Source organism: Tenacibaculum litoreum, from assembly GCF_964513915.1.
Taxonomy (GTDB): domain Bacteria; phylum Bacteroidota; class Bacteroidia; order Flavobacteriales; family Flavobacteriaceae; genus Polaribacter; species Polaribacter litoreum.
On sequence record NZ_CAZEQS010000003.1, the window covers coordinates 189,554 to 216,553 of the forward strand.

20 protein-coding genes are annotated in these 27,000 nt (G+C 31.4%); 6 read left to right on the top strand and 14 right to left on the bottom strand.

The window, feature by feature from the left end; all coding sequences use genetic code 11:
* Positions 1-56 precede the first annotated feature (56 nt).
* From ACKTTR_RS06960 to ACKTTR_RS06975, 4 genes are all read left to right on the top strand, one after another.
* Positions 57-4,379, top strand: coding sequence for a CusA/CzcA family heavy metal efflux RND transporter (locus ACKTTR_RS06960; RefSeq protein WP_408027155.1), 4,323 nt, complete (start codon positions 57-59; stop codon positions 4,377-4,379).
* Positions 4,380-4,390: 11 nt separating this feature from the next.
* Complete coding sequence (locus ACKTTR_RS06965; RefSeq protein ID WP_408027156.1) at positions 4,391-5,515, top strand: efflux RND transporter periplasmic adaptor subunit; 1,125 nt, start codon at positions 4,391-4,393, stop codon at positions 5,513-5,515.
* Positions 5,516-5,618: 103 nt separating this feature from the next.
* The gene (pbpC, locus tag ACKTTR_RS06970; protein WP_408027157.1) at positions 5,619-7,961 is read left to right on the top strand and encodes a penicillin-binding protein 1C; all 2,343 of its coding nucleotides are present in this window, start codon (positions 5,619-5,621) and stop codon (positions 7,959-7,961) included.
* Between the two features lie 58 nt (positions 7,962-8,019).
* Positions 8,020-9,843, top strand: coding sequence for a cation:proton antiporter (locus ACKTTR_RS06975; RefSeq protein WP_408027158.1), 1,824 nt, complete (start codon positions 8,020-8,022; stop codon positions 9,841-9,843).
* Here the strand turns inward: ACKTTR_RS06975 and dnaX are convergent.
* Positions 9,832-11,532 carry a DNA polymerase III subunit gamma/tau gene (dnaX, locus tag ACKTTR_RS06980; RefSeq protein ID WP_408027159.1) on the bottom strand — a complete coding sequence of 567 codons (1,701 nt, stop codon included), beginning with the start codon at positions 11,530-11,532 and terminating at the stop codon, positions 9,832-9,834. The genes ACKTTR_RS06975 and dnaX overlap by 12 nt on opposite strands.
* 145 nt (positions 11,533-11,677) lie before the next feature.
* Between dnaX and msrA the strand changes: the two genes are divergently transcribed.
* Positions 11,678-12,337: a peptide-methionine (S)-S-oxide reductase MsrA gene (gene msrA / locus ACKTTR_RS06985; protein WP_408027160.1), complete on the top strand. Its 660-nt coding sequence runs from the start codon at positions 11,678-11,680 to the stop codon at positions 12,335-12,337.
* Between the two features lie 68 nt (positions 12,338-12,405).
* Here msrA and ACKTTR_RS06990 read toward each other — a convergent pair whose 3' ends face one another.
* From ACKTTR_RS06990 to ACKTTR_RS07045, 12 genes are all read right to left on the bottom strand, one after another.
* Entirely contained in the window at positions 12,406-14,667 is a 2,262-nt protein-coding gene (locus ACKTTR_RS06990) for a TonB-dependent receptor (protein WP_408027161.1), read from the bottom strand.
* A gap of 51 nt (positions 14,668-14,718) precedes the next feature.
* Positions 14,719-15,042 (bottom strand): hypothetical protein, encoded by a 324-nt coding sequence (locus tag ACKTTR_RS06995; RefSeq protein ID WP_408027162.1) that lies wholly within the window; start codon positions 15,040-15,042, stop codon positions 14,719-14,721.
* A gap of 77 nt (positions 15,043-15,119) precedes the next feature.
* On the bottom strand, positions 15,120-15,899 hold the full coding sequence (locus tag ACKTTR_RS07000) for a TerC family protein (protein WP_408027163.1): 780 nt from the start codon (positions 15,897-15,899) through the stop codon (positions 15,120-15,122).
* A gap of 3 nt (positions 15,900-15,902) precedes the next feature.
* Complete coding sequence (locus tag ACKTTR_RS07005; RefSeq protein WP_125067740.1) at positions 15,903-16,319, bottom strand: hypothetical protein; 417 nt, start codon at positions 16,317-16,319, stop codon at positions 15,903-15,905.
* Complete coding sequence (gene purB / locus ACKTTR_RS07010) at positions 16,319-17,662, bottom strand: adenylosuccinate lyase (protein ID WP_408027164.1); 1,344 nt, start codon at positions 17,660-17,662, stop codon at positions 16,319-16,321. Before purB ends, ACKTTR_RS07005 begins: the two co-directional genes overlap by 1 nt.
* Before the next feature lie 289 nt (positions 17,663-17,951).
* Positions 17,952-18,329 (bottom strand): Imm8 family immunity protein, encoded by a 378-nt coding sequence (locus tag ACKTTR_RS07015; RefSeq protein ID WP_408027165.1) that lies wholly within the window; start codon positions 18,327-18,329, stop codon positions 17,952-17,954.
* Between the two features lie 6 nt (positions 18,330-18,335).
* The gene (locus ACKTTR_RS07020; protein WP_408027166.1) at positions 18,336-20,486 is read right to left on the bottom strand and encodes a hypothetical protein; all 2,151 of its coding nucleotides are present in this window, start codon (positions 20,484-20,486) and stop codon (positions 18,336-18,338) included.
* A gap of 18 nt (positions 20,487-20,504) precedes the next feature.
* On the bottom strand, positions 20,505-21,932 hold the full coding sequence (locus ACKTTR_RS07025) for a T9SS type A sorting domain-containing protein (protein WP_408027167.1): 1,428 nt from the start codon (positions 21,930-21,932) through the stop codon (positions 20,505-20,507).
* Positions 21,933-22,630: 698 nt separating this feature from the next.
* On the bottom strand, positions 22,631-23,056 hold the full coding sequence (locus tag ACKTTR_RS07030; RefSeq protein ID WP_408027168.1) for a DUF6985 domain-containing protein: 426 nt from the start codon (positions 23,054-23,056) through the stop codon (positions 22,631-22,633).
* Between the two features lie 232 nt (positions 23,057-23,288).
* Positions 23,289-24,167, bottom strand: coding sequence for a hypothetical protein (locus ACKTTR_RS07035; protein ID WP_408027169.1), 879 nt, complete (start codon positions 24,165-24,167; stop codon positions 23,289-23,291).
* A 163-nt stretch (positions 24,168-24,330) separates the two neighbouring features.
* Positions 24,331-25,296, bottom strand: a complete 966-nt coding sequence (locus ACKTTR_RS07040; protein ID WP_408027170.1) for a DUF4062 domain-containing protein — start codon at positions 25,294-25,296, stop codon at positions 24,331-24,333.
* Positions 25,297-25,588: 292 nt separating this feature from the next.
* Positions 25,589-26,185: a Crp/Fnr family transcriptional regulator gene (locus ACKTTR_RS07045; protein WP_115901517.1), complete on the bottom strand. Its 597-nt coding sequence runs from the start codon at positions 26,183-26,185 to the stop codon at positions 25,589-25,591.
* A 71-nt stretch (positions 26,186-26,256) separates the two neighbouring features.
* Here ACKTTR_RS07045 and ACKTTR_RS07050 point away from each other — a divergent pair, with 71 nt between their 5' ends.
* The gene (locus tag ACKTTR_RS07050; protein WP_389864097.1) at positions 26,257-26,670 is read left to right on the top strand and encodes a group III truncated hemoglobin; all 414 of its coding nucleotides are present in this window, start codon (positions 26,257-26,259) and stop codon (positions 26,668-26,670) included.
* Here the strand turns inward: ACKTTR_RS07050 and ACKTTR_RS07055 are convergent.
* Entirely contained in the window at positions 26,660-26,998 is a 339-nt protein-coding gene (locus tag ACKTTR_RS07055; protein ID WP_408027171.1) for a hypothetical protein, read from the bottom strand. The two genes, ACKTTR_RS07050 and ACKTTR_RS07055, sit on opposite strands and share 11 nt — an antisense overlap.
* Positions 26,999-27,000 lie beyond the last annotated feature (2 nt).

The following is a 27,000-nucleotide window of genomic DNA, read 5'->3' on the forward strand; positions in this document are numbered from 1 at the left end:
TCGATTTAACTCATGATGAATCGGTATAAAATATGTAATTATTTAAATGATGAATTATGTTATCAAAAATTATAGAATTCACTATAAAGAATAAATTTATAGTCCTATTACTTACAAGTTTTATTGTAGGCTTTGGAATTTATTCGTTATCACAACTCCCTATCGGGGCTGTACCTGATGTAACAAATAACCAGGTACAAGTAATCACTACATCACGAAACCTTTCAACACAAGATATAGAACAATTTATAACTTACCCAGTAGAGTTAGAAATGGCAAATCTACCCGGAGTAAAAGAAATCAGATCCATCTCAAAATTTGGTTTATCGGTAGTAACCATCGTTTTTGAAGAATCTATGGGGACTTATTTGCCAAGGCAATTAATAGCCGAAAAAATTAAAGCCGCTTCAGAAAAAATACCAGAAGGATTTGGAAGCCCAGAAATGGGACCTATTACTACTGGACTTGGAGAAATATACCAATACATATTAGATGTAAAACCAGAGTTTAAAGATCGCTATAGCACAATAGATTTAAGAACTATTCAAGATTGGGTAGTAAAGAGACAATTATCAGGTATACCTGGAGTTGTTGAGGTAAATACTTGGGGAGGTCATTTAAAGCAGTATGAAGTAGCCATCAATACCCAAAAACTAAATGCGATGAATATTTCTACAAAAGAAGTATTTACATCGTTAGAAAATAATAATAATGTTGCAGGAGGAGGGTATATTGAAAAAGTAAATCAATCTTACTTTATCCGTGGAGAAGGATTGGCTAAAAATCTTGAAGACATAAAAAATATTGTTGTAATAAATAAAGAGGGAATACCTATTTATGTTAGAGATGTTGCAACAGTAGGTTATGGTAGTGCCACACGATTTGGAGCTATAACAGCAAACGGAGAAGGAGAAAAAGTATTAGGCCAAGTAATGATGCTAAAAAATGCTAGTTCAAAAGATGTAATTGAAGCTGTAAAAGAACGTGTAGCAATTATTGAAAAATCCTTACCAGAAGGAGTATTTATAAACGCCTTTTTAGAACGAAGTGAACTTATAGGGAAAACCACATTTACAATTACCGAAAACCTAGTACTAGGATGCTTAATTGTAATTTTTGTAGTAGTTCTTTTATTAGGAAATATTCGCTCAGGGTTGGTAGTAGCTTCTGTAATTCCTTTGTGTCTCTTGTTTGCCTTATCGTTAATGTACATTTTTGGTATTGATGCAAACTTAATGAGTTTAGGAGCGATAGACTTCGGAATTATAATAGATGGAGCTGTAATTATCGTCGAGTATATTACCTTTAAAATCACTCAGCAAAAAGATACTTTCGTTACATTAAACAAGAAAGAACAGCAGAAGGTTAAAGACTCGGTAAGTTATGAGGGAGCCTCAAAAATGATGAGTTCTGCGGTATTCGGTCAGTTAATAATTTTAATTGTTTTCATTCCTATTTTATCCTTAAGTGGAGTTGAAGGAAAAATGTTTAAACCTATGGCTTTGGTATTCAGTTTTGCACTTATAGGAGCTATTTTACTGTGTTTAACCTATGTTCCTGTAATGGCGTCTATATTTTTAAGACCATCAAATATTACAGATAAAAATATTTCAGTAAGACTTATAAAAAAACTGAATGAATGGTATGCACCAGTAATTCATTGGGCATTGAATCGAAAAAAGGTAGTTCTAGGAATTGCATTATCAATGTTATTATTTTCTGTTTTTATTTACACCAAAATGGGAGGTGAGTTTGTTCCTACGTTAGATGAAGGAGATTTTGTAATTCAACCCATTTTAAAAACAGGAACAACGCTAAGTAATACTATTGAGACAACTACTAAAATTGAAAAAATACTCAAGGATAACTTTCCAGAGGTTAAACAAGTAGTATCACGTATTGGAGCAGCAGAAGTACCAACAGACCCTATGAGTATGGAAGAAAGTGACGTAATGATTACGTTACGACCTAAAGGAGAATGGACATCAGCTGAAAGTAAAGATGAGCTGGCAGATAAATTTAAAGAAGCACTTGCGGTAATTCCAGGAATGGAAGTAGAGTTTACACAGCCAATCGAAATGCGTTTCAATGAGTTAATTACAGGAGTTAGAGCCGACATTGCAATCAAGATTTTTGGAGAAGACCTATCGATTTTAGCCCAAAAAGGAAGTGAAATTAAAAAAATAGTAGAAAATGTAGAGGGAGCTTCTGATATTATTGTTGAAAAAATTGAAGGTTTACCTCAAATGAATGTTGCTTACGACAGAGCTAAAATTGCTAGATATGGTCTTAACATAAAAGAAGTTAATGAAATGATGTCTATGGCGTTTGCAGGAAAAGCAGCAGGAAATGTTTTTGAAGGAGAAAAACGCTTCGATTTAGTAGTGAGGTTAGATAAGAACAACCGTACTGATATTAGCGATTTAAAAGAGTTGTATATAGATCTACCTAATGGAGGAAAAGTTCCGTTAGATGAGCTAGCAACTATAACGTATCAAAAAGGAGCAGCAAAAATTTCGAGAGACGATACTAAACGTAGATTGGTGGTAGGAATCAATGTTCGTAACAGAGATTTACAATCAGTGGTAGATGATGTTCAACAATTGATAAATAAAAATGTAAAGCTTCCTACGGGATATACAATTACATATGGTGGACAGTTCGAGAACTTACAGAGTGCTTCAAAACGTTTAATGATAGCAGTTCCTATAGCGTTAATCTTAATATTTATCATGCTGTATTTTGCTTTTAAATCGGTAAAAGAGGCGTTGATTATTTATTCAGCTATACCGTTTGCGGCTATTGGAGGAGTATTATTATTATGGATACGTGATTTACCTTTTAGTATATCAGCAGGAGTTGGTTTTATAGCGCTTTTCGGAATTGCAGTACTCAACGGAATTGTATTAATAGAGCATTTTAAAGAATTAAAACATAAAAGGTTTTCTACTATTGAAGAATTGGTAAAGCAAGGAGCAGCAGACCGTTTGAGAGCTGTACTACTAACGGCATCGGCAGCCGCATTAGGATTCTTACCTATGGCAATATCAACGAATGCAGGAGCTGAGGTACAACGTCCTTTAGCAACAGTAGTAATTGGAGGATTAATAACTTCTACAATTTTAACATTGGTAGTGTTACCTGTGTTGTACACTATTTTTGATAATCCGAAGAAATTAAAAATCAATAAAAAAGTAGCGAGTTTAGGTGTTGTACTTCTTATGGGATTCTGTACTGTTCAAGCACAAGAAACTCCTCAAAATTTACAGAACTTAATAGATTTAGCTGTTGAGAATAACAAAGGCTTACAAGCACAACAATTAAAGGTAAAAAAAACCAAAGCAGCTATTACTTCGGCTTATACTTTTGATAAAACAGAAGTTTATTATAATCGAGATGAAAATAATACTGTAGCAGATCATCCTTTAGATATTTTCGGTATTCAACAAACCTTTGCATTTCCAACAGTTTACGGAGCAAATAAAAGAGTACAAAAATCAGCTTACAGCATAGAAAGGAATCAATATGAAACAGCTAAAAAGAAATTGATTAAATCGGTTGTAAATGCATATTATACTTATCAATACACGAAAACACAAGAGAATATTTATAAGAGTTTAGATAGTCTCTATAATAAGTTTTCGTATGCTGCGAAACGACGTTTTGAGCTGGGAGAAACTAATTATTTAGAAAAAATAACAGCAAAGGCAAAACAGAAACAAGTAAAAAATGATTACCGAAATACTGTAGTTGCTTCTCGAATAGCGTATCAAAAAATAAAAGCATTAGTTCAGGTAGAAGATAGTTTAGTAATTAAAAAAGAAGCTACTATTCAACCAATAAAAATTCAAGATGTTAATTTAAGTGAAATTACAGAAGTTCAAGGTTATTACGAAAGAGAACAATTGGCAAAAAGGCAGTTGTCTCAACAAAAGCAACAGTTGTTGCCAGATCTTTCTGTAGAAGTATTTAGAGGAAGTAATCAATATGTAGCTAAAGATTTTTATGGATATCAAATAGGAATTAAAATTCCATTGTTGTTCAGTGGAGAGTCTTCAAAGATAAAGCAATCAAAAATTGCGAAAGAGATTGCCGAGTATGAAACTTCAAACTATCAAAAACAGTTAGAAACTTACTATGTAAATCTTAAAAATAAGTTACAAGAGCAAACAGTGTCTTTAGCTTATTATCAAGAAGAAGGAATGCCTTTAGCAGATGAAATTCTGAAAACAGCCAATATGAGTTTTAAACATGGTGAAATAGATTTTTTTCAATACATCCAAAGTATTGAAAATGCTTTTCAACTAAAATTAGCTTATGTAGCGAGTATAGAGTCGTACAATAATATAGTGATAGATATTAACTACTTAACGTATTAAAAAAAATAAAGATGAAATATATAATTTATAGTATCCTGTTTATAACTGTAATAGGATGTAAATCAAAAGAAGCTGAAAGTACTATTGATGACTCAGCAGTAATAACCGATGATAGAGTTTTTATAACGAATGAGCAATGGAAAAAAAACAATATGAAATTGGTTACTGTTGAAGAACAAGATTTTCCAACTACGATTAAAGTGGTAGGAAAAATAGATGTACCACCTACAAATAAAGTTGTGGTAACAGCCAAAATGGGTGGGTTTATAAAGAGTATACCTCTATTGGTAGGGGATAAAGTTAAAAAAGGGCAACGTCTGGTAACGGTAGAAAACCAAGAGTTTGTGGCAATGCAGCAACAGTATTTGGAAACAAAACAAGAAATAGCCTTTTTAAAATCAGAATTCGAAAGACAAAAAGCATTATTCGATGAAAAAATAACTTCGGAAAGAAATTACTTAAAGGCTAAGAGAGATTTTGAAGTAGCACAAACTACATTAGTAAGCTTACAAAAGCAGTTGCAAATGATTAATATATCGACAAGTAAATTAAATAGTAACTCAATAACTTCTGTTACGGGTATTTATGCACCTATTTCAGGAAATATTACTAAAATTAAGACAGTTACAGGTTCGTATATATCTCCTGCTGATGAAATTTTAGAAATTATAGATAATAAGCATTTACATTTAGAACTTTCAGTTTTTGAAAAAGATGCTTTAAAGTTAAAAGTAGGTCAAGAAATTAGTTTTAGGGTTCCAGAACTATCATCAGAAGTTTATAAAGCGAAAGTTCATTTGATAGGAAAAAGCATCAATGAAAATAGAACTGTAGATGTACATGCGCATATTGAGGAGGAACAAAAAAGAAATTTTTTATTAGGAATGTTTGCAGAAGCTACTATAAAAACGAGTAGTTCGCAAGTAAAAACTTTGCCAGAAACAGCAATAGCAGAAGTTGAAGGCAAAAAGTTTGCGTTAAAATTAGATGAAAATACAAATGAAGGTTATTATTTTATAAAGGAAAAAGTTGAGGTTGGTAATACTGTGAAAAGCTTTGTAGAATTAAAAGAATTAGAGCTTCAAAATGAAGCGAAATTTTTAGAAGAAGGAGTATTTAATTTATTAACAGAGTAACTAAATATGAAGTAAATTAAAACTTTTATAATTTTTTTATAATAAAAAAGCAAAGAAATGTATGAAAATATATATTTCTTTGCTTTTTGTTTAAAGAAGAAAAATGATTCAGACTAAGAAAAAGAAAATGGTATTGATTTTGACTTTTATAGGTGTCATTTTCTATTATTTCTGTCTGCCTAAAAAATTATTTGACAATCCAACATCAACAGTCGTAACAGCAAAAAATAATGAATTGTTAGGAGCTGTTATTGCTAGCGATGGTCAATGGAGATTTCCTGAGTTAGACTCTGTGCCTAAAAAATTCGAACATTGTATTTTACAATTTGAAGACGCTTATTTCTATAAGCATTTCGGGTTCAATCCTATTTCGATAGGAAAAGCGATGGTAGAAAATATCAAAGCAAAAAGAGTTGTACGAGGTGGAAGTACGCTAACGCAGCAAGTAATTCGTTTATCAAGAAAAAATAAAAAGCGTTCATATTTTGAAAAATTTCAAGAGCTAATCCTAGCAACTCGATTAGAATTTCGTCATTCTAAAAAAGAAATTTTAAAACTGTATGCATCACATGCTCCCTACGGAGGAAATGTAGTGGGGTTAGAAATGGCTTCATGGCGTTACTTCGGGTTAAAACCACATCAATTGTCATGGGCAGAAACAGCAACTTTAGCTGTATTGCCTAATGCTCCGTCGTTGATTTATCCAGGGAAAAATCAACAAAAACTAAAAAATAAAAGAAATAGGCTATTACAAAAACTGCATGAAGAAGGAATTATAGATCAAATTACGTATGATTTAGCTATTGAAGAAGAGTTGCCGCAAAAGCCATATCCATTACCTACGGTAGCACCACATTTTGTACAAGAAGTAACTCAACAGTATAGAGGTGAGCGTGTAAAAAGTTCTATAGATGTTCATTTACAAAGACAAGTAAATAATTTAGTAAAGGAACATTATTTCCGTCAAAAACAAAATGAAGTTTATAATATGGCTGTCTTGGTGTTAGATGTTAAAACAAGAAAAGTACTGTCTTATGTAGGAAATTCTCCAACAGATAAAGCACATCAAAAAGATGTGAATAATATCATTGCTCCAAGAAGTACAGGAAGTACTCTAAAGCCTTTTTTATACGCACAAATGCTACAATCGGGAGACTTATTACCTAATCAATTGGTAGCAGATGTGCCAACAGAAATAGCAGGTTATTCTCCTAAAAATTTCAATTTAACTTTTGATGGAGCTGTTCCAGCCAATGAAGCATTAACACGTTCGCTTAACATTCCTTCAGTACGTATGTTACAGCGATATGGATTGGAAAAATTTAGAGAAGATTTAAGAGCATACCACATTAAAGATATTAATAAATCAGCTGATTATTATGGACTTTCATTGATTTTAGGAGGTGCGGAAGCTAGTTTATGGGATTTATGTAAAACCTTTGCAGGATACGCAGGAATTGTAAATCACTATGAAGAATTAAAACATAATTATTACGAAAATGAGTTTATAGAACCTAGCTTTTTGTCTGACGGAACCACAAATTTTGGTAAGATTCAAAAAGACTACATAACACTAGATGCAGGGGCTACATTCTTAACACTAAATACTTTGATTGAGGTAAATAGACCTTATACAGATCAAGCTTGGAAATATTATGATTCTTCTCAAAAAATAGCGTGGAAAACAGGAACTAGTTTTGGAAATAAAGATGCTTGGGCAGTTGGAGTAACCCCAAAATATGTAGTAGGAGTATGGATAGGGAATTCTGATGGAGAAGGACGTCCAGACCTTACAGGTGTTGGAAGTGCAGCTCCATTAATGTTTAATGTTTTTGATGTGTTACCAAAATCTAATTGGTTTTTAGAACCTTATGAAAATTTAATAGAAGCAGCTATTTGTGAGAAAAGTGGGTTTTTAGCCAAAACAATTTGTCCTTCAACAATAACCAAAAGAGTTCAAAAAAGTGCAATGAAGGCTAAATCATGTCCGTATCATCAAGAAATAACTGTAGATACATCTGAAAAATTTAGAGTAAACTCAAATTGCGAGTCAATTTCAAACATGGTAACAAAACCGTGGTTTGTATTACCTCCTCTAATGGCTTATTATTATCAGCAGAATAATGCAGATTACAGGTCACTTCCTAAGTATAGATCAGATTGTAACCAGTTGGAAAGTAATACAATGGATTTTGTTTTTCCTGCTAAATACACATCAAAAATATCTTTAACAAGAGGAGAAAACAATAAGTTAAACCCTATAATTTTAAAGCTTACACACGCTAATGCAGAAGCAAAAGTGTATTGGTATTTAAACAAAGAATTTATAGGAATAACAGAGCAATATCACGAGCAAGCTATTATGCCAAAAAGCGGAATGTATACAATAACGGCTATAGATGATTATGGTAATGAGCTGAAGAGAGTTATTGAGGTAAAAAATTAAATAAATGTAAATACGGTTTAATTAAAAGCTGTATTTTTAGTCTTTTTAAATATAAAATATGTTAGAACTAGCAGGGATAATTATACTTGGAATTTTAGCACAATGGGTAGCTTGGAGATTTAAAATTCCAGCAATTTTACCTTTAATCTTAATAGGATTACTTGTAGGACCTATTGCAGCAGAATTTTTTAATGATGATGGAAGTAAATGGATAGAACCTATTTGGGATGGTGAAAAAGGACTATTCCCTGGTGATGGTTTGTATTATTTTGTGTCATTATCTATTAGTATTATTCTTTTTGAAGGAGGATTAACCTTACGACGCGGAGAAATAAAAAATATAGGTCCAGTTATTACTAAGTTGATAACCTTAGGGTCAGCAATCACCTTTTTTGGAGGAGCTATAATCGCTCATTATGTATTTGGATTAAACTGGGAATTATCATTCTTATTTTCTGGATTAATAATCGTTACAGGACCTACAGTAATAACACCAATTCTTAGAAATATACCACTTAAAAAGGATGTCTCAGCAGTTTTAAAATGGGAAGGAATTTTAATAGATCCCATAGGAGCATTAGTAGCTGTACTTGTTTTTGAATTTATAAGTGTAGGTGGAGGTGCTGGATTTACAGGAACTGCTTTGTTAGAATTCTTAAAAATTATCCTTTTCGGAACTACTTTCGGGTTCACTTTCGCGCATGCTTTAATATTTGTAATCAATAAAAAATGGGTGCCACATTACTTGTTAAATGTAGTTTCTTTATCTACTGTTTTATTGGTATTTGTGGAGTCTGAATTGTTTGCTCATGAATCAGGGTTATTAGCTGTTGTGGTTATGGGAATGGTGCTGGGAAATAGTAAACTGAAGAACTTAAAAGAGATTTTATATTTTAAAGAATCATTAAGTGTCTTATTAATCTCAATCTTATTTATTCTACTATCAGCAAATATTGATTATAAAGAGCTAACATTATTATATGAGTGGAAAACACTGCTTTTATTTGCTTTAATAGTGTTTGTAATACGTCCATTAGCTGTATTTTTAAGTACATCAAAATCAAACTTAAAAACAAATGAAAAACTGTTTATTAGTTGGGTAGGACCAAGAGGTATTGTTGCAGCAGGTATTGCTTCCTTATTTGGAAGTAAATTGCTTAAACAAGGAATTGAAGGAGCAGAATATATTACTCCTTTAGTATTTATGGTAGTGTTAGGAACTGTTTTGTTAAATGCAACTACAGCAAGATTGTTTTCTAAGCTAGTAGGAGTGTTTTTAGAGCGTTCCAATGCAATTATGATAGTTGGAGCTTCAGACTTAGCAAGAATGATAGCGAAGTACTTAAAAGAAAACAAAAGAAGAGTAGTGTTAATTGATTCTAATATTGAAAATGTAGAAAAAGCAAAAGAGGAAGGGTTAGAATCAATTGAAGTAAATATTTATGATGATGAATTAACTGATAATATTGAATTAAATGATGTAGGATATTTAATAGCAATGACAGGAAGTGATTCAATAAACAAGTTTGTAATATCAAATTTCTCATCAATTTTTGGAGAGCAAGGGGCTTATCGTTTAGCAACTTCACAAGAAGTTATTACAAAGGATTATGAAGACGAAGATCATTTATTTACAATAGAAGATGATTATATTAACTTGATGGAAGCTGTAAGAGAATTCCCTGAAATTCACGAAACAGTAGTCAATTCTATTGATGATTATAAGAAGAAAATTGAAGAAATTAATCGAGATCAAAAATCGATTCCAATTTTTGTTAAGAGTCAAAAAAATGAAATTCTATTAATTTCAGAATTTGAGAAAAACGTTAAGAAAATAGAAGATTGGAAGTTAGTTTATGTAGGGAAGAATTTAAACATCTAACCCAAAAGTATTTTTTAGCTTTTCAATTAACGGATTTTTTTCTTTTAGTTTGTCATACTTCTCTTGAGGAGTATAGGCAAACTTTTTTTCTACAGTTTCATTTACAATAACATTAATTTGGATACCGTAGTTATTTAACTTTTCACGTAAGAAGCGTAATAATTTAGGTTTTCCTTTTTCTAGTTGAGACTTCATTAAGTCATTGGGTAACGAAAATATAATAGTAAAATCTTCCTGTAATTTAGGCTCGTCAGAAGCTAAAATGGCAGCAATACTTCGCTCTCCGAAACCTTGTAATTGAAAATAATATTTTTTCCAAGCATCTTTTAGTTCATCTTGAGTAAAAGGAGTTCTTGGATGATTATCGTAGTTTTCCTCTGCATCAATAGTACTTTTTACTTCTTTCTTTTGCTGTAAACTCTTTAAAGATAAAGCAGAAGTACGTCGTTTAATATTTTTTAAAACTGGTTTAGCGGGTGCTTCTTTAGTAACTGTAGTAGTCACTGGGGCAGGTTCAGCTTTTTTAGGGGTTTTAGCAACAGCAGGTTTCACTTCGGTTTTTTTAACTGAAGGAGATAAAGCTGTAAAAAAAGTAGCAGGAATTATGTAGTTGCTAGATTTTTTTTTTGCTCCATCAAAAGTGATAGAGGCAATTTGCATTAAAGTAAGTTCTACCAATAAGCGTTGGTTTTTACTTCCTCGATATTTTAAGTCGCAATCATTAGCTTTGTCTATAGCAGGGAGTAAAAATTGCATACTGGCTTTAGAAGCCTGTTCTAAATATTTTTTCTTAGTATTATCACCAACCTCTAGTAAAGCTATAGTAGCTTGGTCTTTTGCAACTAACAAATCTCTAAAGTGAGAAGCCAAACCGTTTATAAAATGATGTCCCTCAAAACCTTTTCCTAACACATCATTAAATGCCATTAATACTTCTGGAATTTTATTCTGAAGTAATAAATCGGTAATGTTAAAATACACATCGTAGTCTAACACATTTAAGTTTTGAGTAACAGCCTCACGTGTTAAATTGTTTCCAGAGAAACTAACAACTCTATCAAAAATAGAAAGTGCATCACGCATTGCTCCATCAGCTTTTTGGGCAATTACATGTAACGCATCATCTTCAGCAGTAATATTTTCTTTAGCACAAATTGTTTTTAAATACTCTTTAGCATCTAAAACACCAATACGTTTAAAATCAAAAATTTGACAACGAGATAATATCGTTGGTATAATTTTATGTTTTTCGGTAGTTGCTAAAATAAAAATAGCATGTGCAGGAGGTTCTTCTAACGTCTTTAAAAAGGCATTAAAAGCGGCTTGTGAAAGCATGTGAACCTCATCAATAATATACACTTTGTATTTTCCTGTTTGAGGCGGAATACGAACTTGATCTGTTAAGTTACGAATATCATCAACCGAGTTGTTAGAAGCAGCATCTAATTCAAAAATATTAAAAGCAAAATCTTCATCATCTGTGGTTGCATCTTCTTGGTTAATACGTTTAGCCAAGATACGAGCACATGATGTTTTACCAACTCCACGGGGTCCTGTAAACAATAAAGCTTGTGCTAAGTGGTTGTTTTGTATAGCATTTTCTAACGTATTAGTAATGGCTTGTTGCCCTACCACATCCTCAAAATTTTGAGGACGATATTTACGTGCCGATACTATAAAATGTTCCATTAAAATCTACTGTTTACTTGAACAAAAATAGAAAACACTGTGGCAACACGCAAACAAAATTCTTAAGGAAATATTAAAGTTGTAAACAATTGTAAAAATTGTATTCTTTGTACGACCAACTAATATATAAATAATACTAACTTATATGAAGATATTCAAGGCAGTAACAGTATTTACGGCTATTGTTTTAGCAGTAACGTTATTAAGTTTTTCACAAAAAAAAGAAGAAAAACTAAAAGAGATATCAGTACAAACAAGCTCAGAAACAAAAGTAGCTTACTTTGCAAGTGGTTGTTTTTGGTGTGTAGAAGCAATCTTTGAAAGTGTGAATGGAGTAGAGGAAGCAGTATCAGGATATGCAGGAGGACATACTAAAAAACCAACCTATAAAACAATAGGAACAGGCCGTACAGGGCATGCAGAGTCGGTAGCAGTATATTATAATCCGAAAAAAGTTAGTTTTCAAACGCTAGTAAGAGTGTTTTTTGGTTCACACGATCCAACGACTAAAAATGGACAACACCCAGATTATGGTTCGCAGTATAGATCAATAGCGTTTTATAAAACACAAGATGAAAAGCAGATAATAGAAAATACTATTAAAAGATTAAATGAAGATGTGTATCAAGGGAAAATAGTTACAGAGGTAAAAAAGATGGAGAGGTTTTATCCTGCGGAAGAGTATCATCAAAACTATGAGCGTTTGCATCCAGAGAATCCTTACGTGCAAAAAGTGTCAATTCCTCGATTAAATAGGTTTAAACGCAAGTTTCCGGAATTGCTTAAAAAAAGAAAAGACGGGTAACTTTATTAAGTTAAAGTTTGTTTATATAAAAAGCTCCCCAGCAACAGCGTTACTGGGGAGTTATTTATTTATAAGGTAAAGTTTATTCCTAAAACAATATTTCTACCAGGGTTAAAAATATTATCAGGCTTTAATCTAGATAAGTGATTTATGTACTTCTTATCAAGAAGATTATTTATAGTTAAAGATGTAGTAAAAGTGTATTTACTAATGATAATATCACCTCCAATACCTAAATTAACTAGATTATAAGCAGGTGTTGCTGTTTCAAACTCACTAACATTATCTTGTTTAAAGTACGAATGCAAGCTTACAGAAGCATACCCATTTGGTAACCATTTTTCATTCGAAAATTCAGTTCTTAGTGTATTTTTTAAGATATTTGCTGGGATTAGTGGTAAGTAGTTTCCATTATCTTGTTTACCAATAACAGTTTCAAAGCTACTTTCTAAGTGTAACCAGTCTAAAGGATGAGGGTGTAAGTGGAAACCAAATTCACCTCCATACAATTTTGCATCTTCTTGTAAATATGTATAAACAGGCGCATCATCTTCAATTTCACCAGTTGGAGATAAGTAGATGTAATCGTTTAATTTATTATAAAAACCATTGGCAAATAACTCAAAGTGTTCAGTGTTATAATCTAAAGAAAGGTCAAACTGTAAATTCTTTTCGTTAACTAGGTTGTTGTTACCAACTTCAAAACGATTGGTACCATGATGTACTCCATTAGAAGTTAATTCAGCAAGGTTTGGAGCTCTAAATCCACTTGCAATATTTAAACGAGTTGTAACAGTATTAAAAAGTTTGGTTTTAGCGCCAAAAGAAGCGGTAAAACTATTAAAAGATTTATCTATAGCTTCAAAAATATGTATTTCATCTTCATGTGCTACTTCATGTCTTTCTGTAGTTATAGCCCTGTTATCATAACGAATACCTGCTTGAAAAGAAGTATTATCATTCAATTCAAAGTTGGCTGTAGTAAATACACCAAAATCGTTTACAGTAGCATTAGGAATTAATAATTCTTCACCAAAGTTAGTATTGGTTTGGTGTAAACCTTGTGCACCTAATAAAACTTCAAATTTTCCAAATTTAGGAAGATGATACTTTGTGTTATAACTAAACGTTTTAAGTTTCATGTCTAAGGCAGCTTCACCTTCTTCATGCTCTTCGTGTTCCTCTTCAGTTTCTTCTTCTTCATGCTCCTCATGTTCTTCAAACTCTTTACGGTTATTGATAGTATACCCTAAATCGATGTCTAATTTTGAGTTTTTAAAGAAAATATGGTTATGTAAGCTTATAATATGGTTATCGATATCCTGATAAGGAGTTTCGAAGTGCGTTTCTTTAGTTTGTTCTCCAATCCCTTCAGTTAATCCTAGTTTAGAGTTGTTGAAGTTATAACGTAACTCTGAAGAAAAATTCTTTTCATGAAACCCTACACCTAATTTTAAATCTTTTTCTTTAAAACGTGTATTGGTTACTCTATAGTCAGGTGTTTTGTAGTCTGCGTGTTGCGCATAAGTTCCTCTAGCCAAAAATTGCCAGTTTTTTAAAGAAGATGTTAAGCCAACCGAAGTATTAGTACCTAAAGTATTACTAAAATAACGTTGGTTTACATTAAGTTTAGTTGTGTTTTCAGGAGCAAATTTTTCTGGTTGAATGTATAAAACACCACCTAAAGCATCAGAACCATACAAAAGTGAAGCAGGTCCTTTAATAACTTCTACACCAGCAACACCAGCATCATTTATACCCAAACCGTGTTCTCCACCAAATTGTTGATTTTCTAATCGAATACCTTGTGTGTACACTAAAACTCTGTTTCCACTTAATCCTCTAATAACAGGTTTACCGATAGATGTTCCAGTAGAAACCTGAGAAACCCCTGCAATGTTTGTAATACCTTCCGCTAATGTTGTCGCTCCTGTTTTTTGAAGAGCTCTAGCCGAAAGGCGCTCAACTTTCATTACATTTTCTGATTGTAATTTATTAAAAGGAGTTGAGATGATTACTTCATCAATTTTAAAAATTGATTCTTCTAAGTGTAGATCAAAAGAGATGTTTTCATTATTAAAATTAAACTCTTTTGAAACAGTTTTAAATCCTAAAAATGTAAAGTTAAAGGTAACTTTTCCGTTAGGGATGTTTTGTATATTGTAGGTACCGTTTTCGTTGGTTACCGTTCCTTTATGTAATTGTTCTGAGTATACTTCTACTCCTAAAAGTGGTTGATTATCAGTGTCTGTAATTTTTCCTGATAAACTGTTTTGTGCATATATAGCAGATACTCCTATAAATAATAGGAAGTTTATTAATTTCTTCATTAAAATGAATTTTACTGTTAACGATGTGTTTTGTTAGTTTTTATAACAATGTTATGATACAGTAAAATATGGGGGTGCTCTTGAAGATTTTTTATCAGCATATACAAAAGAGATTAACTGAGGTTGAGTCTCGTAATCTAATTTGTAAAAGTGTTGTGGTACAACTGAAAAGTTTTCAGCTGTTTGATAGGTAAATGTGTTTAAATGATAATGTGCTAAAGAACAATCTAGTTCTTGCGCATGAAAGTGATGCTCACTAGTAGATGTACAAACAGTATGCTCATGATTTTCAAATAAGTGTATCGTTAAAACTACTGTTGGTAATAGTAGAATTAAGGTACTTAATAGCGAAATATGTTTTTTGAGCTTAATCACGGTAGACAAAAGTAAAAAAATAAAACCTAATAGAAATTTACTATTAGGTTTTATTTTTTTATAGTTTTAATATTTTCTTAACCTTTCTTTGAATTGCCTCGCATTTTCATGTTTAGCATTTCTACAAGTAGAGAAAATGTAATGGCAAAATATAAATATCCTTTAGGAATAGCACCAACTGATTGTCCAAAAACTATTGTATGAGACAAATGTGCACTCTCTGTAATTAGCATAAATCCAATTAGAATTAAAAAAGATAAAGCTAACATTTGAATTGTAGGATGTTTGTTTACAAAATTACTGATAGGAGTAGCAAACATTAACATAATTAAGATTGAGACAATAACGGCGATAATCATTATGATTAATGCTCCTTGTATACCATTTGTCATACCTACAGCAGTTAAAACAGAATCAAAAGAGAAAACAATATCAATTAATACTATTTGAGTTATAACATTTAGTAAAGTAGCTCTCTTTTTAGGGTTACCAGAAGCGTGTGTTTCACCTCTTCCTTCAACTTTATGGTGAATTTCACTAGTACTTTTGTATAGTAGAAATATACCTCCAGCAAACAAAATCAAACTTTGACCTGTAACACCTACTTTTAACCAAGACAAATCAATATTCCAGATAGGGTCTTTCATACTAATCAAATAAGAAACTCCTAGTAAAAGAAGAATTCTAAAAATCATAGCTAATAGAAGACCTATTCGGGTAGCTTTTTTTTGCTGATTTTCTGGTAACTTGTTAGAAGCAATAGAGATAAAGATAATGTTATCAATACCCAATACAACTTCTAAAAAAGTTAGGGTTAGCAAGGCAACCCAGGTATCAGCTTGTAAGAAAATTTCCATAGTTTATTTTACTTTATATACAGTTCCTTTTTGCTTAAAGTTAGAATAGCCAATTTTTGCGGTAAAACTATAAGAGCTATCAGTTACTTTAGTTATTTGAACAAATATAGGATCTTTATCTAAATCAGTTTTAGGACTTTTCATTTGCAATGTATAAGCGAAATTATTTTTCCATTTGATGTAAAGCGTATCTATATGTTTTACTTCTTTTTCAGTAACTAAGCTATCAGTTGAAATACTTACTTTTTTAGTGTATTCTTCTATTTGTAAGCTATCTTTTCTTACAATAGTTGTTTTTCCGTAGTTATCTCCAGCAGGAATTTCAAATGTTCCGTGTACAAAACGTGTAGGATCTCCTTTTTTTTCTGGAGTACATGAAATAGCTAAAAATAAAACTAAAAAAGTAAGTAAATATCTCATTATATACCTGTGTAATTAGATGGTGTAATTTGTTTTAATTCATTTTTAATCGCCTCTGAAACTTCTAGAGTATCAATAAAATTAGCGATAGACTCTTTGTTGATTTTTTCGTTCGTACGTGTTAATCCTTTTAACGCTTCATATGGATTAGGATATGCTTCACGACGTAAAATTGTTTGAATAGCCTCAGCAACTACTGCCCAGTTATTTTCTAGGTCCTCAGCAAATTTAGCTTCATTCAACAATAACTTGTTTAATCCTTTTAATGTAGAAGCAAAACCAATTAACGTATGTCCAAAAGGAACTCCAACGTTACGTAATACCGTACTATCCGTTAAATCACGTTGTAATCTTGAAACGGGTAACTTAGCAGATAAATGTTCAAAAATAGCATTGGCAATTCCTAAGTTTCCTTCAGAATTTTCAAAATCGATAGGATTTACTTTGTGTGGCATTGCAGATGAACCAACTTCACCTTTTTTAATCTTTTGTTTGAAGTAGTCGTTAGAAACATAGGTCCAAACATCGCGATCTAAATCAATTAAAATCGTATTTACACGCTTTAATCCGTCGTATAAAGCCGCCATGTGATCGTAGTGCTCAATCTGCGTAGTAGGGAAGGAGTGGTGTAAACCTAACACTTCTTCAACGAAATGAGTCCCGAAGTTTTTCCAGTCGATATCTGGATACGCTACTTTGTGTGCGTTGTAATTACCTGTAGCACCACCAAACTTCGCAGCATGTGGTGTATGTTGTATGTGAATAACTTGATTGTTAATACGTTCTACAAACACAAAAAACTCTTTTCCTAAACGAGTAGGAGAGGCTGGTTGCCCGTGAGTTCTTGCTAACATTGGTACGTTTTCCCATTCTTCTGATAAATCAGCTAATTTGCAAACTAAGGTATCTAAAGTAGGGTAGTATACTTCTTCCATTGCATCTTTAATAGATAATGGAATAGCCGTATTGTTAATATCTTGAGACGTTAATCCGAAGTGGATGAACTCCTTATACTTATTCAAGCTTAGCTTGTCAAACTTTTCTTTAATAAAGTACTCAATAGCTTTTACATCGTGATTGGTAACGCTTTCAATTTCTTTAATTTTTAGCGCATCTTCAGCAGAAAAGTCTTCATAAATTTTACGTAAATCAGCGTATAAATCTTTGTTGAAGTCTTCTAATTGAGGTAATGGAATTTCACATAAAGCAATGAAATACTCAATTTCTACCTTTACACGATATTTTATTAAAGCTTCTTCTGAAAAATAGTTCGCTAAGCTTGCTACTTTGTTACGGTATCTACCATCAATAGGAGAGATGGCGTTTAATTCTGTTAAGTTCATGTTTTGTTGTTGTGTTGAAAGGCACAAAAATAGAAAATACTTCCCTTTTTTTAGAGATAAACTACAGGAATTTTAGTACTAAATAAAAGCAATCTTATTTAGGGACAAAGAAGTATAAAATATTTTAAGAAGAAATGGAACGATTTTAAATAAAAACGAAGCTACCTCTAAAAGTAGCTTCGTTATATTGTAAAATTACAACTCCATCTTACTTATCCAATTCTATTTAATTCTTTAAATATAGATTTAAGTTTTAACGTTATAGTTGTAAATATCTTTAACAAAGATATTATTCTTGATAGTCTTCAAATTCCCAATGGCCTATTCTACCAATTTTAATAGCCAAATCATTCCAATTGGGTTCGTCTAATTTTTCTATATACTTATTTACAAGTGTATATAATTCGTTAAAATCATATTCAAACATGATAATGATATGTCTTCCAAAAATGGCTTTTTTTCCACTCTGATGGTGATAGTGTTCTGTTAAATACCTAGGAGAAGCAACTAAAAAGTCAAAAACTTCCTGTCCTCTTCCGTTTAGAGGGCCTACTTCCAAAGAAAAGTTGAAACCAAAAAGATCTTTTTCTTTTGGTTTGTATTCTTCAAAACTTTTTCCAAGCATAGTTAAATCTGCACTATGCATTGTTTTTATTACTGCTTTCATATATACTTAATCTATAATATCTAAATGTCCATTATTTACCCAATTTCCAGTTGGTTTATAACGTGATTGAAAATTAGCTTGTGTTTTATTTAAACTAGGTTTGAAAGATGGAGATCTGTATTGTCTTAAACCATCTGCGCTAATAAAAACTCCAGAAGTTCTATTAGACTCTCTAAAACCTTTTCCAAGCCATGCTTTTCCCATAATTTCTGCTTCAGCTCTTGTTGCAGGCCCCATTCCAAAATTTCCTGTTTTTTTAAATGTTTCTCTAAGGGTACCAATCATTTTTCCTAATCTACTCTTACTTAAATAAGAGGAAGAACTAGATGTATACTTAACACTTGTGTCAAATTTACGAATAGAGTTTGTTATAGTAAAATGCCCCATTGTAGTAATTGCATACGCCCACCATTCTTCAGATTTAATAGCATCTTTCCACATTTGTCCTAATCCGCTCCAATAATCACCAGCAGCCAAAGCAATTTGTCCTTCAGAAGGTACTCCTTGTAAATAAAATAAGTTAGCACCAGAAGTATATAAACTTATATTTTCTTTAAAATCTTTTAAACCACTTGCTTTTATAAGCATTTCTATACCAAACAAAGATCTTCCAGAACTATCAGTTCTATATGCAGTATAAAAAACAAGCTTTTTAGCTTTATCATAATGAGGTTTAAGGTAGTAATCTCCGACTTTTATTTCTCTAGAAGTGCTATAAGATGATAGGTATAGTAAAATATTTCGTTTGTGTTTTGCTATTAAATACAACTCAACAGGGTTTCCTGTTATTGGATTTTGAATATTATTTATAACCTCTGTTACTTTAGTTTGCTCAAAAATTACATCAATATTTTTCATATAAGCCTCAATGGCATTATTCACAAATTTCTTAGCGTAACTATTAACAAAACCTCTATATCTATTATCATTTGCAAATCTTACAAGTTTGTTGGCTTCTGATTTGTGTTTATATAACCATTCTTTTTGTTTAGTATTAGTAATCTTTAACTCTTCTATAAAATTAGTTATCGCAAAATCAGCGGTACTCGTAGAGTTTAATAACTTATTTAACTCTTCTTTTTTTCTTTTCTTATGCTCTTTTTGTGCTGCATTTGTCAATACAATAAAATGTTGCATAAATAAAGATGGGTTATACTTGTATATTGTTTTCTCTTTGTATTCTTTATATAAAATTTCTCTCCAGTAATCTTTATGAAATACAGACATTCCACCTCCTTTATTTTTAGTTGCGTATGCTGTAATAAACTCTGTTGTCCCAATGTCTAGTCCTTTAAACTTAGTAAATGATTCTGGTTGAAGACAAACCATACAGTTAGATAATTGTTTATACTGCTCATAGTGTACTAACAGTTGCATCAAATTTAATCTGTCCCATTCGTTAAAGCTATTGTAGTAATTGTGTTTTTTACTTATAACTTCTTTTTCAATGCTCCAGTAATTTAAAGACTTAGCTTTTTTATATATTAGATTGTTTTTAAAAAGTTCTATATGATTAGATTCGAATTGTGAGTTAATTGTTTTTTTTGTTTTATTTAAATCACTTATAGTTTTAATATTTCTTAAATCAATTCCATTTACTTTATAATACCCAAATTCAGAGCTAGTTATGTTGCCGGAACTTATTTCTGCTTCTCTAATGTTTAAGATTTTTAGATCTTTTAAGTACTTTTGTTGCCTACTTTGATTAACAGAAACTTTTTTTTCTAAATTTCTTTTAGTAATAGGTAAATTTCTAGATATATTACCTCGTTCACTATACTTAAAAAGTGCTGTTTTTGCTTCACTATAGCTAGGGAATTTCAGGTTAAGTTTATATTCAATAGCTGGTTTAACTACTTTGTTTATTTGGTTAGTGTACCATTTTTTTAAAGTTCTTTTTCTAGCAAGTCTAATCAAGTTCTCGTTAGCTATAGCAGCTTCAAAAGAACCACTCCAGTTAAAACTTAAATCAGAAATTTCACAACCACAATTGCCAGATAAATCAGGTCTTAATTCACTATATGTACCATCTGGAGCAATTAAGAATTCATCTCCAATAGTTGATTTTTCAGGTATATTTAATCTTTGGGCTTGTAAATCAATATTAAATGTACTTACTAAAAGTATTAGTAAAAACTGTATATATATTCTTTTCATTTGTGTGTTTTCTAGCAATTATTTTTTGATGATAATTCTTGTTTTTCTTTCTTTTCCTACTAGTATGGTTACTACATACATTCCTTTAGGTAAATCCGTTCCCTCTACATAATATTGGTAGCTACCTGTTTCCTGACTAGCTAAAGGCTTTATTACTTTTTCTCGTAATCCATTCATATTGGTTATGGTAACCTTTGTATTTGCTGGCTGTTCTAATGAATAGGATACAATTACATCTTTTTCAAAAGGGTTTGGATATAGCTTTATAAAACTATCTTCTTGTTTTGAAAGTGCTGCCAAAGCTTCTTCTGAAAGCTCTTTTTCTGAGTTTTCTAATTTCTTTTTCTTTTTTAAGACAAAACGGATAGGTACTCCTGATTCTTTCCAAGCACTCACATAAGTCTCTAAGTTTCCTGTTAAGTAGGTTTCAGAATTAAACTGTTTGATAGAAACATCAGAAGAAAGTAATTGATGCTCTAAAACAGAAGGAATGTTTTTACTAAATGAACTATGTGGTAATTCAACAGTAATATCATTAAAATAAAGGCTGTTGTCTAGTTTAGTAAAGTCTACATTTTGTTTTTTATCAACAATGGTCGTAGTGATACGTAATACATCACTTTCTGCATCATATTTCGCTGTAATTTTAAAAGGAATTTTGTTTTCTATATGAGTTGCTGACCAATCAAAAAACAATAAATCGCCTTCCCACACTCCGCTAAGTTGTTGTTTGGTAACTTTTGCTGATGTAGCTGTCTCTTCTTCATTTATAACATGCTTAATTTCTTCTATATTTGTTACTTCTGAGTTTTTAGATACTTCACTTATGTTAGCTTCTTTTACTGTATCGTAGTTGGTTTTTAATAACTCATTTGCTTTGGCTACATTTTTCTCTACCCCATACCCGTGGTAGTAACAAACTCCTAACCAATATTTCGCCATAGGATAGTCGCTCTTTTCAAACCAACTAATCGCTTTTGTATAGTCTTGTTGTATGTTTCCAAAGCCTTTTAAGTATAGGTAGCCTAATAAATAAGCTGCTTTGGTGTTCCCTAACTCAAATCCTTTTTCAAACCATTTTCTCGCTTTGTTGTAATTGAGTTTACATCCTCTACCATACTTATACAATATGCCTAAATCAGTAGCGGCAATAGCATTGTCTTGTTTTGCAGCAGCTTTAATTAGTTTAAAAGCTTTTGTGTAACTTTCTTCTGTGGCTTCCTCTAGTAAAACACGTCCCATCATTAGTTGTGCCAAGGGATTTTCAGTTTCTACACAAGGAGTTAAGTATTCAATAACTTTTTGTTTGTCTTTTTTAAAAAACTCATTTCCTTCCAAATGGTAATAAGCTCTGTTAATGTTGAAATCGCAATCAACTTCTTTTTCTTGTGCATTGAGTGCCGATGTAAATAAAGCAATCAATACAATAATCCTAGTAATTTTCATTTTTATGTATTAATAATTAAGTTAAAATTCTTAGCAATAATATTTTTCTCATACCTAAGGGGAATGATTAAGGTTTTACGTGTAGAGGTGTGTAATTATGAAGCGTTGGAAAGAAATTACATAGCTTTTTTCTGTGATCTTCATTTTTTTGTTCTTGTACATGAATACATGCAAAGCAAAGAACAACTAATAAATAGTTGAGTTTTGTTTTCATATCGGTTTAATTATTCGGGTTGCAATTTTTTAAAGAGAACAATTTTTTTCGCTAATGAAACAAGTAGATAATAATTTACCCTACCCAAAAAATAAAATAGTATTACAGATTTATTTTAAGGTATAATTAAAGAAGAACTATGTCTTGATATCAGCGACCCGTGCCGTAGTATCAGCGACCCATGCCGTGGTGTTAACGGAGCATGCCGTAGTATCAGCGACCCATGCCGTGATGTTAACGGAGCGTGCCGTAGTATCAGCGACCCATGCCGTGATGTTAACGGAGCATGCCGTAATATCAGCGACCCGTGCCGTGGTGTTAACGGAGCATGCCTTAGTATCAGCGACCCATGCCGAAATATTAGCGAGTTTTCCTTACAGATATGTAAATACAATAAAGTGTGTAGAGAGTTTTATAAACGAATTGTAGCTAAGGGTTAGTGTAAAATGTGTTTTAATGCATTTTTACACATTGTTAGTGACTTTTATTCTATTTCAATAAATTTTCCATCCGCAAAATGGATTATGAGTCCATGTTCCAAATCCCAATCAATTTCCGTAAAAATGGTAAAACACTTTTCGGGGTTTTCGTTGTTGTATGACACGATATTAAATTTACAATTATTATATACGGTTTCTTTATTATTGCCTTCAAAGAATATTCTGTTAGCTTCTGTATTGCCGTGTTCTTCGATTAATTCGTCTGGCACTTGTCCATAACTTGTGGCTTCTATGCTTATATTAAACAGTCTGAATATTTCATCTTGCAATTCTTCAATGAAATTCTCTTTTTTTAAATCAAGAAATGAGTTTATACTTGACAGGATATTTGGAGTTATAAGTTTACTTTCGTCTGTTTCTTTCTCTCCTGTATTATAGTTTAGAATTGGTACATAAATATCCTGTACCATTATAGTTTCAAAAGCTGAAGAGTATAGTTTAAATGAATAATTCCCATTTTCCTTTTTTACTATGTCCTTTAATTCGTTAAGAGTCATAATATTATAATTTCTATTGTCGCTAACGGTCTCGGTTATGAGTAGTTGCGTGGGTTAGCACTTAGCTTTGCAAGTACGCACCAAGTTGAAAATACGCGAGGATTTTCAGAAGTAGGCGAGAACAAGCAGTTACTTATAGTCATTGTTAGGCATAGTCTTTTATTATTTTCAATAGTTTTTTCATTTCCTTTTCAGAATCCAATTTTATTCGTTTAATAAAATCCGTATAATTATTTATTAGTTTAGATTTTCTTGGTGTTTTTGTAATAAACTCTATTTTTTTTTTGTCTGTGTATTGAAAATCATATCCGTATTTGTTTAAAAATGAAATTAGTGTCAGATGTAACAATTTAAGTCTATCATACCGAAGTCTGTTTTCCGTGCTCGAAATCCCATCGATAAATTCACAAAGCTGAGAGTATTCATCTTGATAATAATTTAAATCGTCAAAAAGATTAGCATAATCTGTTACTTCATCTCCTTTGACAAGAATTAATGATATGTTCTGAAAATTATTTCTGAAAAAATGATCAGTTGGATTGTTAGCATCATATTCTTGTCCTTTAAATAGTGCTAAATCACACATAATTTGAGGAAATACTTTAATATACTTGATAAAATTCAAATCATCTTTTGAGGCAATTGTTGTGTCCAAATAAATCATTTGCTTATCGATTATTCTTAACCAACCATAAAATGATAGAATCCTGTAAGCAAATGAGTTAAAGTAATTGTGTCCGCTCTCAAAAAATTCTCCATCGACTTTGTGCCAATTCTGGTTATGATTATTTGTAAAATTCCACAATCTGTGATTCAAATCCTCGGCACTATTCAAAAGGTGAGTTTTGTTTTTAGCCAAAACCTCTTTTATTTTTTTTCTTTGTTCGTACTGATGTTCTTGGTTTAATCTAAATTTTAGGAATTTGCGGTCAACAATCGGTTTGAGAATAAATATTGTCAATACAGCTGTTATTGCAGAAATTATGGCTGCAACAATTTTCGTATCTGTTAGTAGTTCATTCATTCGGTTTGTCAGTTTAGATTATGCCTAACGTGTTTGTGTAAAGATAGATGCGTATGCAAGCAACTAACTTACTAAAAAAGGAACGAACCAGAGGAAAATCCTTCGGATTTTCAGAAGTAGACGAAAACAAGCAATTACTTATAATCATTGTTGTAAAACGTTTTTAAAAAGGTAAATCATTATCTTCTGACTTTTCAGTTTCTTTTAAAACAAAATAACTATCATTCCAATCTGTTTTCTTGATAAATTTTAACTTGTGTTCTTCAAATATACTTTGAGATATTTTTAAATCAATTTGTTTTCGTGATGTTGATTTGTCCCAATAAAAATATTTATTTTCCTCATCCATTAATTGACTAAATTCGTCTTTTGAGAATCCTCTGGCGACAAGTAATTCGTTTAAGTCTTTTTCTCCTTCGATGTAAAAATTATATGGAATATCTAATTCATTTCTCATTTGTTCAACAAGAGGGTGATTGATTGTTAAAATCCTATTTATTTCCTCTGATTGGTCTTTGTTTTCATCACTTAAATAATTAACTAATTTATTCAAGGTGTTTGCTGTTTTTTCTAAATTATTAATTATTGAAATTTCTTTTATTCTCGTTTGTTCTTCCAAAAAACGTTGAAATAAGCCAGCAAATTGTTCTTTAAGATATTTAGTTATATCTGTAGCAGTCTCAAAACCTTTGATATTGTTATTAGCATTTAATCCTTTTATTTCCTCAATAAATTTATAGATTCGTTTATCATCTACATATTTATATTTAATATCAGATTCTTTATTTAAAAGAAAAGTTTCATATTCTGATAAAACGTTTTTGTCAATAAAAGTATAAACTTGCTTACCTTCTTTTAATGCAGTTTTTAATTCTATTTGTGAGATAGAGGATGTATTTCTTTTTGATTCACTTCCGAACCTTCCACCGATTATTGAAACTAAAATATCAATTGATTTAATTTCTTTATAACAGTATTCTTCAAGAGCTTCATCTTTTCCGTAAGGTATATCTCCTTCTTCATTTCTGACAGTATCATAGCCTAAACTTTCAATAAACATATTCAAGTCAGATCTAACTTGTCTTAAATCGTAAAATGTTGAACTTATGAATATTCTTGGTTTAGCCATTTTTTTCTTTTTTTAATTGTTACCAACTTGATTATATGTCAAACTTTAGTTGTTTTATCCCAGTAAAAGCATGAAATAACATAAAGTTTAGCAATTTTTATACGCTATCAAATATATTAAAACCAATAGGTTACCTAAAATAAAGTTATTAACGAGTTATTGTTATTTGTTAATTAATTATACAATTCCAGCGAACTTACTACAAGGTGTGTACAAAATCTTACGGAATTCCATAAATCCATTATTTTATGGTTTATAACACACTTTATTGAATGATTTCTGTAGGAAAGCTTTAACGATATACCTTTCGTTTGCTAATTTTTACGTCTCCCTTTTTTTCTAAAGATTTTATTACTCGAATAACCGTTTCTACGCGTAAACCTAAAATATCGGCTATTTGCTGACGTGTGTAGGCTACTTTAAACGAATACTTTCCTTCAACTTTATATACATCGTCTTTTAAGTAATCAATAAAGCGGAGTACTCTATGGGCAGGTTCTTGACTCGATATTTCGGAAGCAATAATAGCTTTGTAATACAAACGTTTAGCTAAACTTTGGGTGATTTTTAAGTGAATTTCAGGATTATCTTGTAGTAATTTAAACAGGTTGTTTTTAGATAAGGCTAAAATCGTACTATCAGAAATAGCCACTGCATTGGCAGGATATTTTACATCGATAAACAAAGGAGGTTCACCAAAACTTTGGTTTTTATAAAATACCCCTTGAATAAACTCTTTACCATCATCATTAAAATTATTCATTTTAACCACTCCGCTTACTATTTGGTAGTAGTAGTGTGCGGTTTGTTTTTCAGAGAAAATAATTTCGTCTTTTTGAAAACGTTTCGTTTCAGCGGTATATTTTAATAAGAGTTCTTCTGGAATCATTATGATTTAAGTCATAAATTGCAATTGCATAAAGATATACTTTTGTAGCGTATTTCAACAACGATTTGTAAATGGATAAAAGAGACATAGAAAATAGGGAAGATGTGTATAAGTTAGTATCAACCTTTTATAATGATAAAATTAGAAAGGATGATTTTATAGGTCCTATATTTTTAAAAACAATTCCAGAAGAGACATGGGAACCTCATTTACAAAAACTAACCGATTTTTGGGAAACGAATTTGTTTTTTGTTAGAAAGTTTAAAGGAAATCCGATGAAAGCACACAAAGATGTAGATAGAGAGTTCGAATATTCTATTTATCAGGAACACTTTGGACGCTGGTTGCAATTGTGGTTTGAAACGGTTGATGAACTTTTTGACGGCACAAAAGCGCATGAAGCTAAAGAAAGAGCACGAAACATAGCTTCTATGCTCTTTTTTAGAATGTTTGAAGCAAAGCCGAAGCCTACAACTACGACATAAGCAGGTAAAAAATCAATGAAATATTACCTACTATATTAATAATAAATGCCCAAGCAATTATTTTAAAAGGACGTTGACTTATGGCAGCTGCATTAGCTCCCATAGCGGTTACACAAGCAAAAATTAGGGCAAATAAATTAACCTCACCATTTACGGATAAAGCAGCTGTTATGGAAGCAATCATAGAGCCTACGGTAATTAATATAATAGATACACCAATGCTATTTCGTTCTCCTTCAGCAATTTTTTTATTGATGTAAGCCGTAATTCCCATGCTATTTGTTTTTTGAATTGTTTTTTCAGTGGTTAAGTTTTCAGTAGTTACCATAC

Excerpts from the sequence above, each read along its gene's own strand:
- ACKTTR_RS06960 (WP_408027155.1), top strand. The coding sequence starts at position 57 with ATGTTATCAAAAATTATAGAATTCACTATAAAGAATAAATTTATAGTC.
- ACKTTR_RS06965 (WP_408027156.1), top strand. The coding sequence starts at position 4,391 with ATGAAATATATAATTTATAGTATCCTGTTTATAACTGTAATAGGATGT.
- pbpC (WP_408027157.1), top strand. The coding sequence starts at position 5,619 with ATGATTCAGACTAAGAAAAAGAAAATGGTATTGATTTTGACTTTTATA.
- ACKTTR_RS06975 (WP_408027158.1), top strand. The coding sequence starts at position 8,020 with ATGTTAGAACTAGCAGGGATAATTATACTTGGAATTTTAGCACAATGG.
- dnaX (WP_408027159.1), bottom strand. The coding sequence starts at position 11,532 with ATGGAACATTTTATAGTATCGGCACGTAAATATCGTCCTCAAAATTTT.
- msrA (WP_408027160.1), top strand. The coding sequence starts at position 11,678 with ATGAAGATATTCAAGGCAGTAACAGTATTTACGGCTATTGTTTTAGCA.
- ACKTTR_RS06990 (WP_408027161.1), bottom strand. The coding sequence starts at position 14,667 with ATGAAGAAATTAATAAACTTCCTATTATTTATAGGAGTATCTGCTATA.
- ACKTTR_RS07000 (WP_408027163.1), bottom strand. The coding sequence starts at position 15,899 with ATGGAAATTTTCTTACAAGCTGATACCTGGGTTGCCTTGCTAACCCTA.
- ACKTTR_RS07005 (WP_125067740.1), bottom strand. The coding sequence starts at position 16,319 with ATGAGATATTTACTTACTTTTTTAGTTTTATTTTTAGCTATTTCATGT.
- purB (WP_408027164.1), bottom strand. The coding sequence starts at position 17,662 with ATGAACTTAACAGAATTAAACGCCATCTCTCCTATTGATGGTAGATAC.
- ACKTTR_RS07015 (WP_408027165.1), bottom strand. The coding sequence starts at position 18,329 with ATGAAAGCAGTAATAAAAACAATGCATAGTGCAGATTTAACTATGCTT.
- ACKTTR_RS07020 (WP_408027166.1), bottom strand. The coding sequence starts at position 20,486 with ATGAAAAGAATATATATACAGTTTTTACTAATACTTTTAGTAAGTACA.
- ACKTTR_RS07025 (WP_408027167.1), bottom strand. The coding sequence starts at position 21,932 with ATGAAAATTACTAGGATTATTGTATTGATTGCTTTATTTACATCGGCA.
- ACKTTR_RS07030 (WP_408027168.1), bottom strand. The coding sequence starts at position 23,056 with ATGGTACAGGATATTTATGTACCAATTCTAAACTATAATACAGGAGAG.
- ACKTTR_RS07035 (WP_408027169.1), bottom strand. The coding sequence starts at position 24,167 with ATGAATGAACTACTAACAGATACGAAAATTGTTGCAGCCATAATTTCT.
- ACKTTR_RS07040 (WP_408027170.1), bottom strand. The coding sequence starts at position 25,296 with ATGGCTAAACCAAGAATATTCATAAGTTCAACATTTTACGATTTAAGA.
- ACKTTR_RS07045 (WP_115901517.1), bottom strand. The coding sequence starts at position 26,185 with ATGATTCCAGAAGAACTCTTATTAAAATATACCGCTGAAACGAAACGT.
- ACKTTR_RS07050 (WP_389864097.1), top strand. The coding sequence starts at position 26,257 with ATGGATAAAAGAGACATAGAAAATAGGGAAGATGTGTATAAGTTAGTA.
- ACKTTR_RS07055 (WP_408027171.1), bottom strand. The coding sequence starts at position 26,998 with ATGGTAACTACTGAAAACTTAACCACTGAAAAAACAATTCAAAAAACA.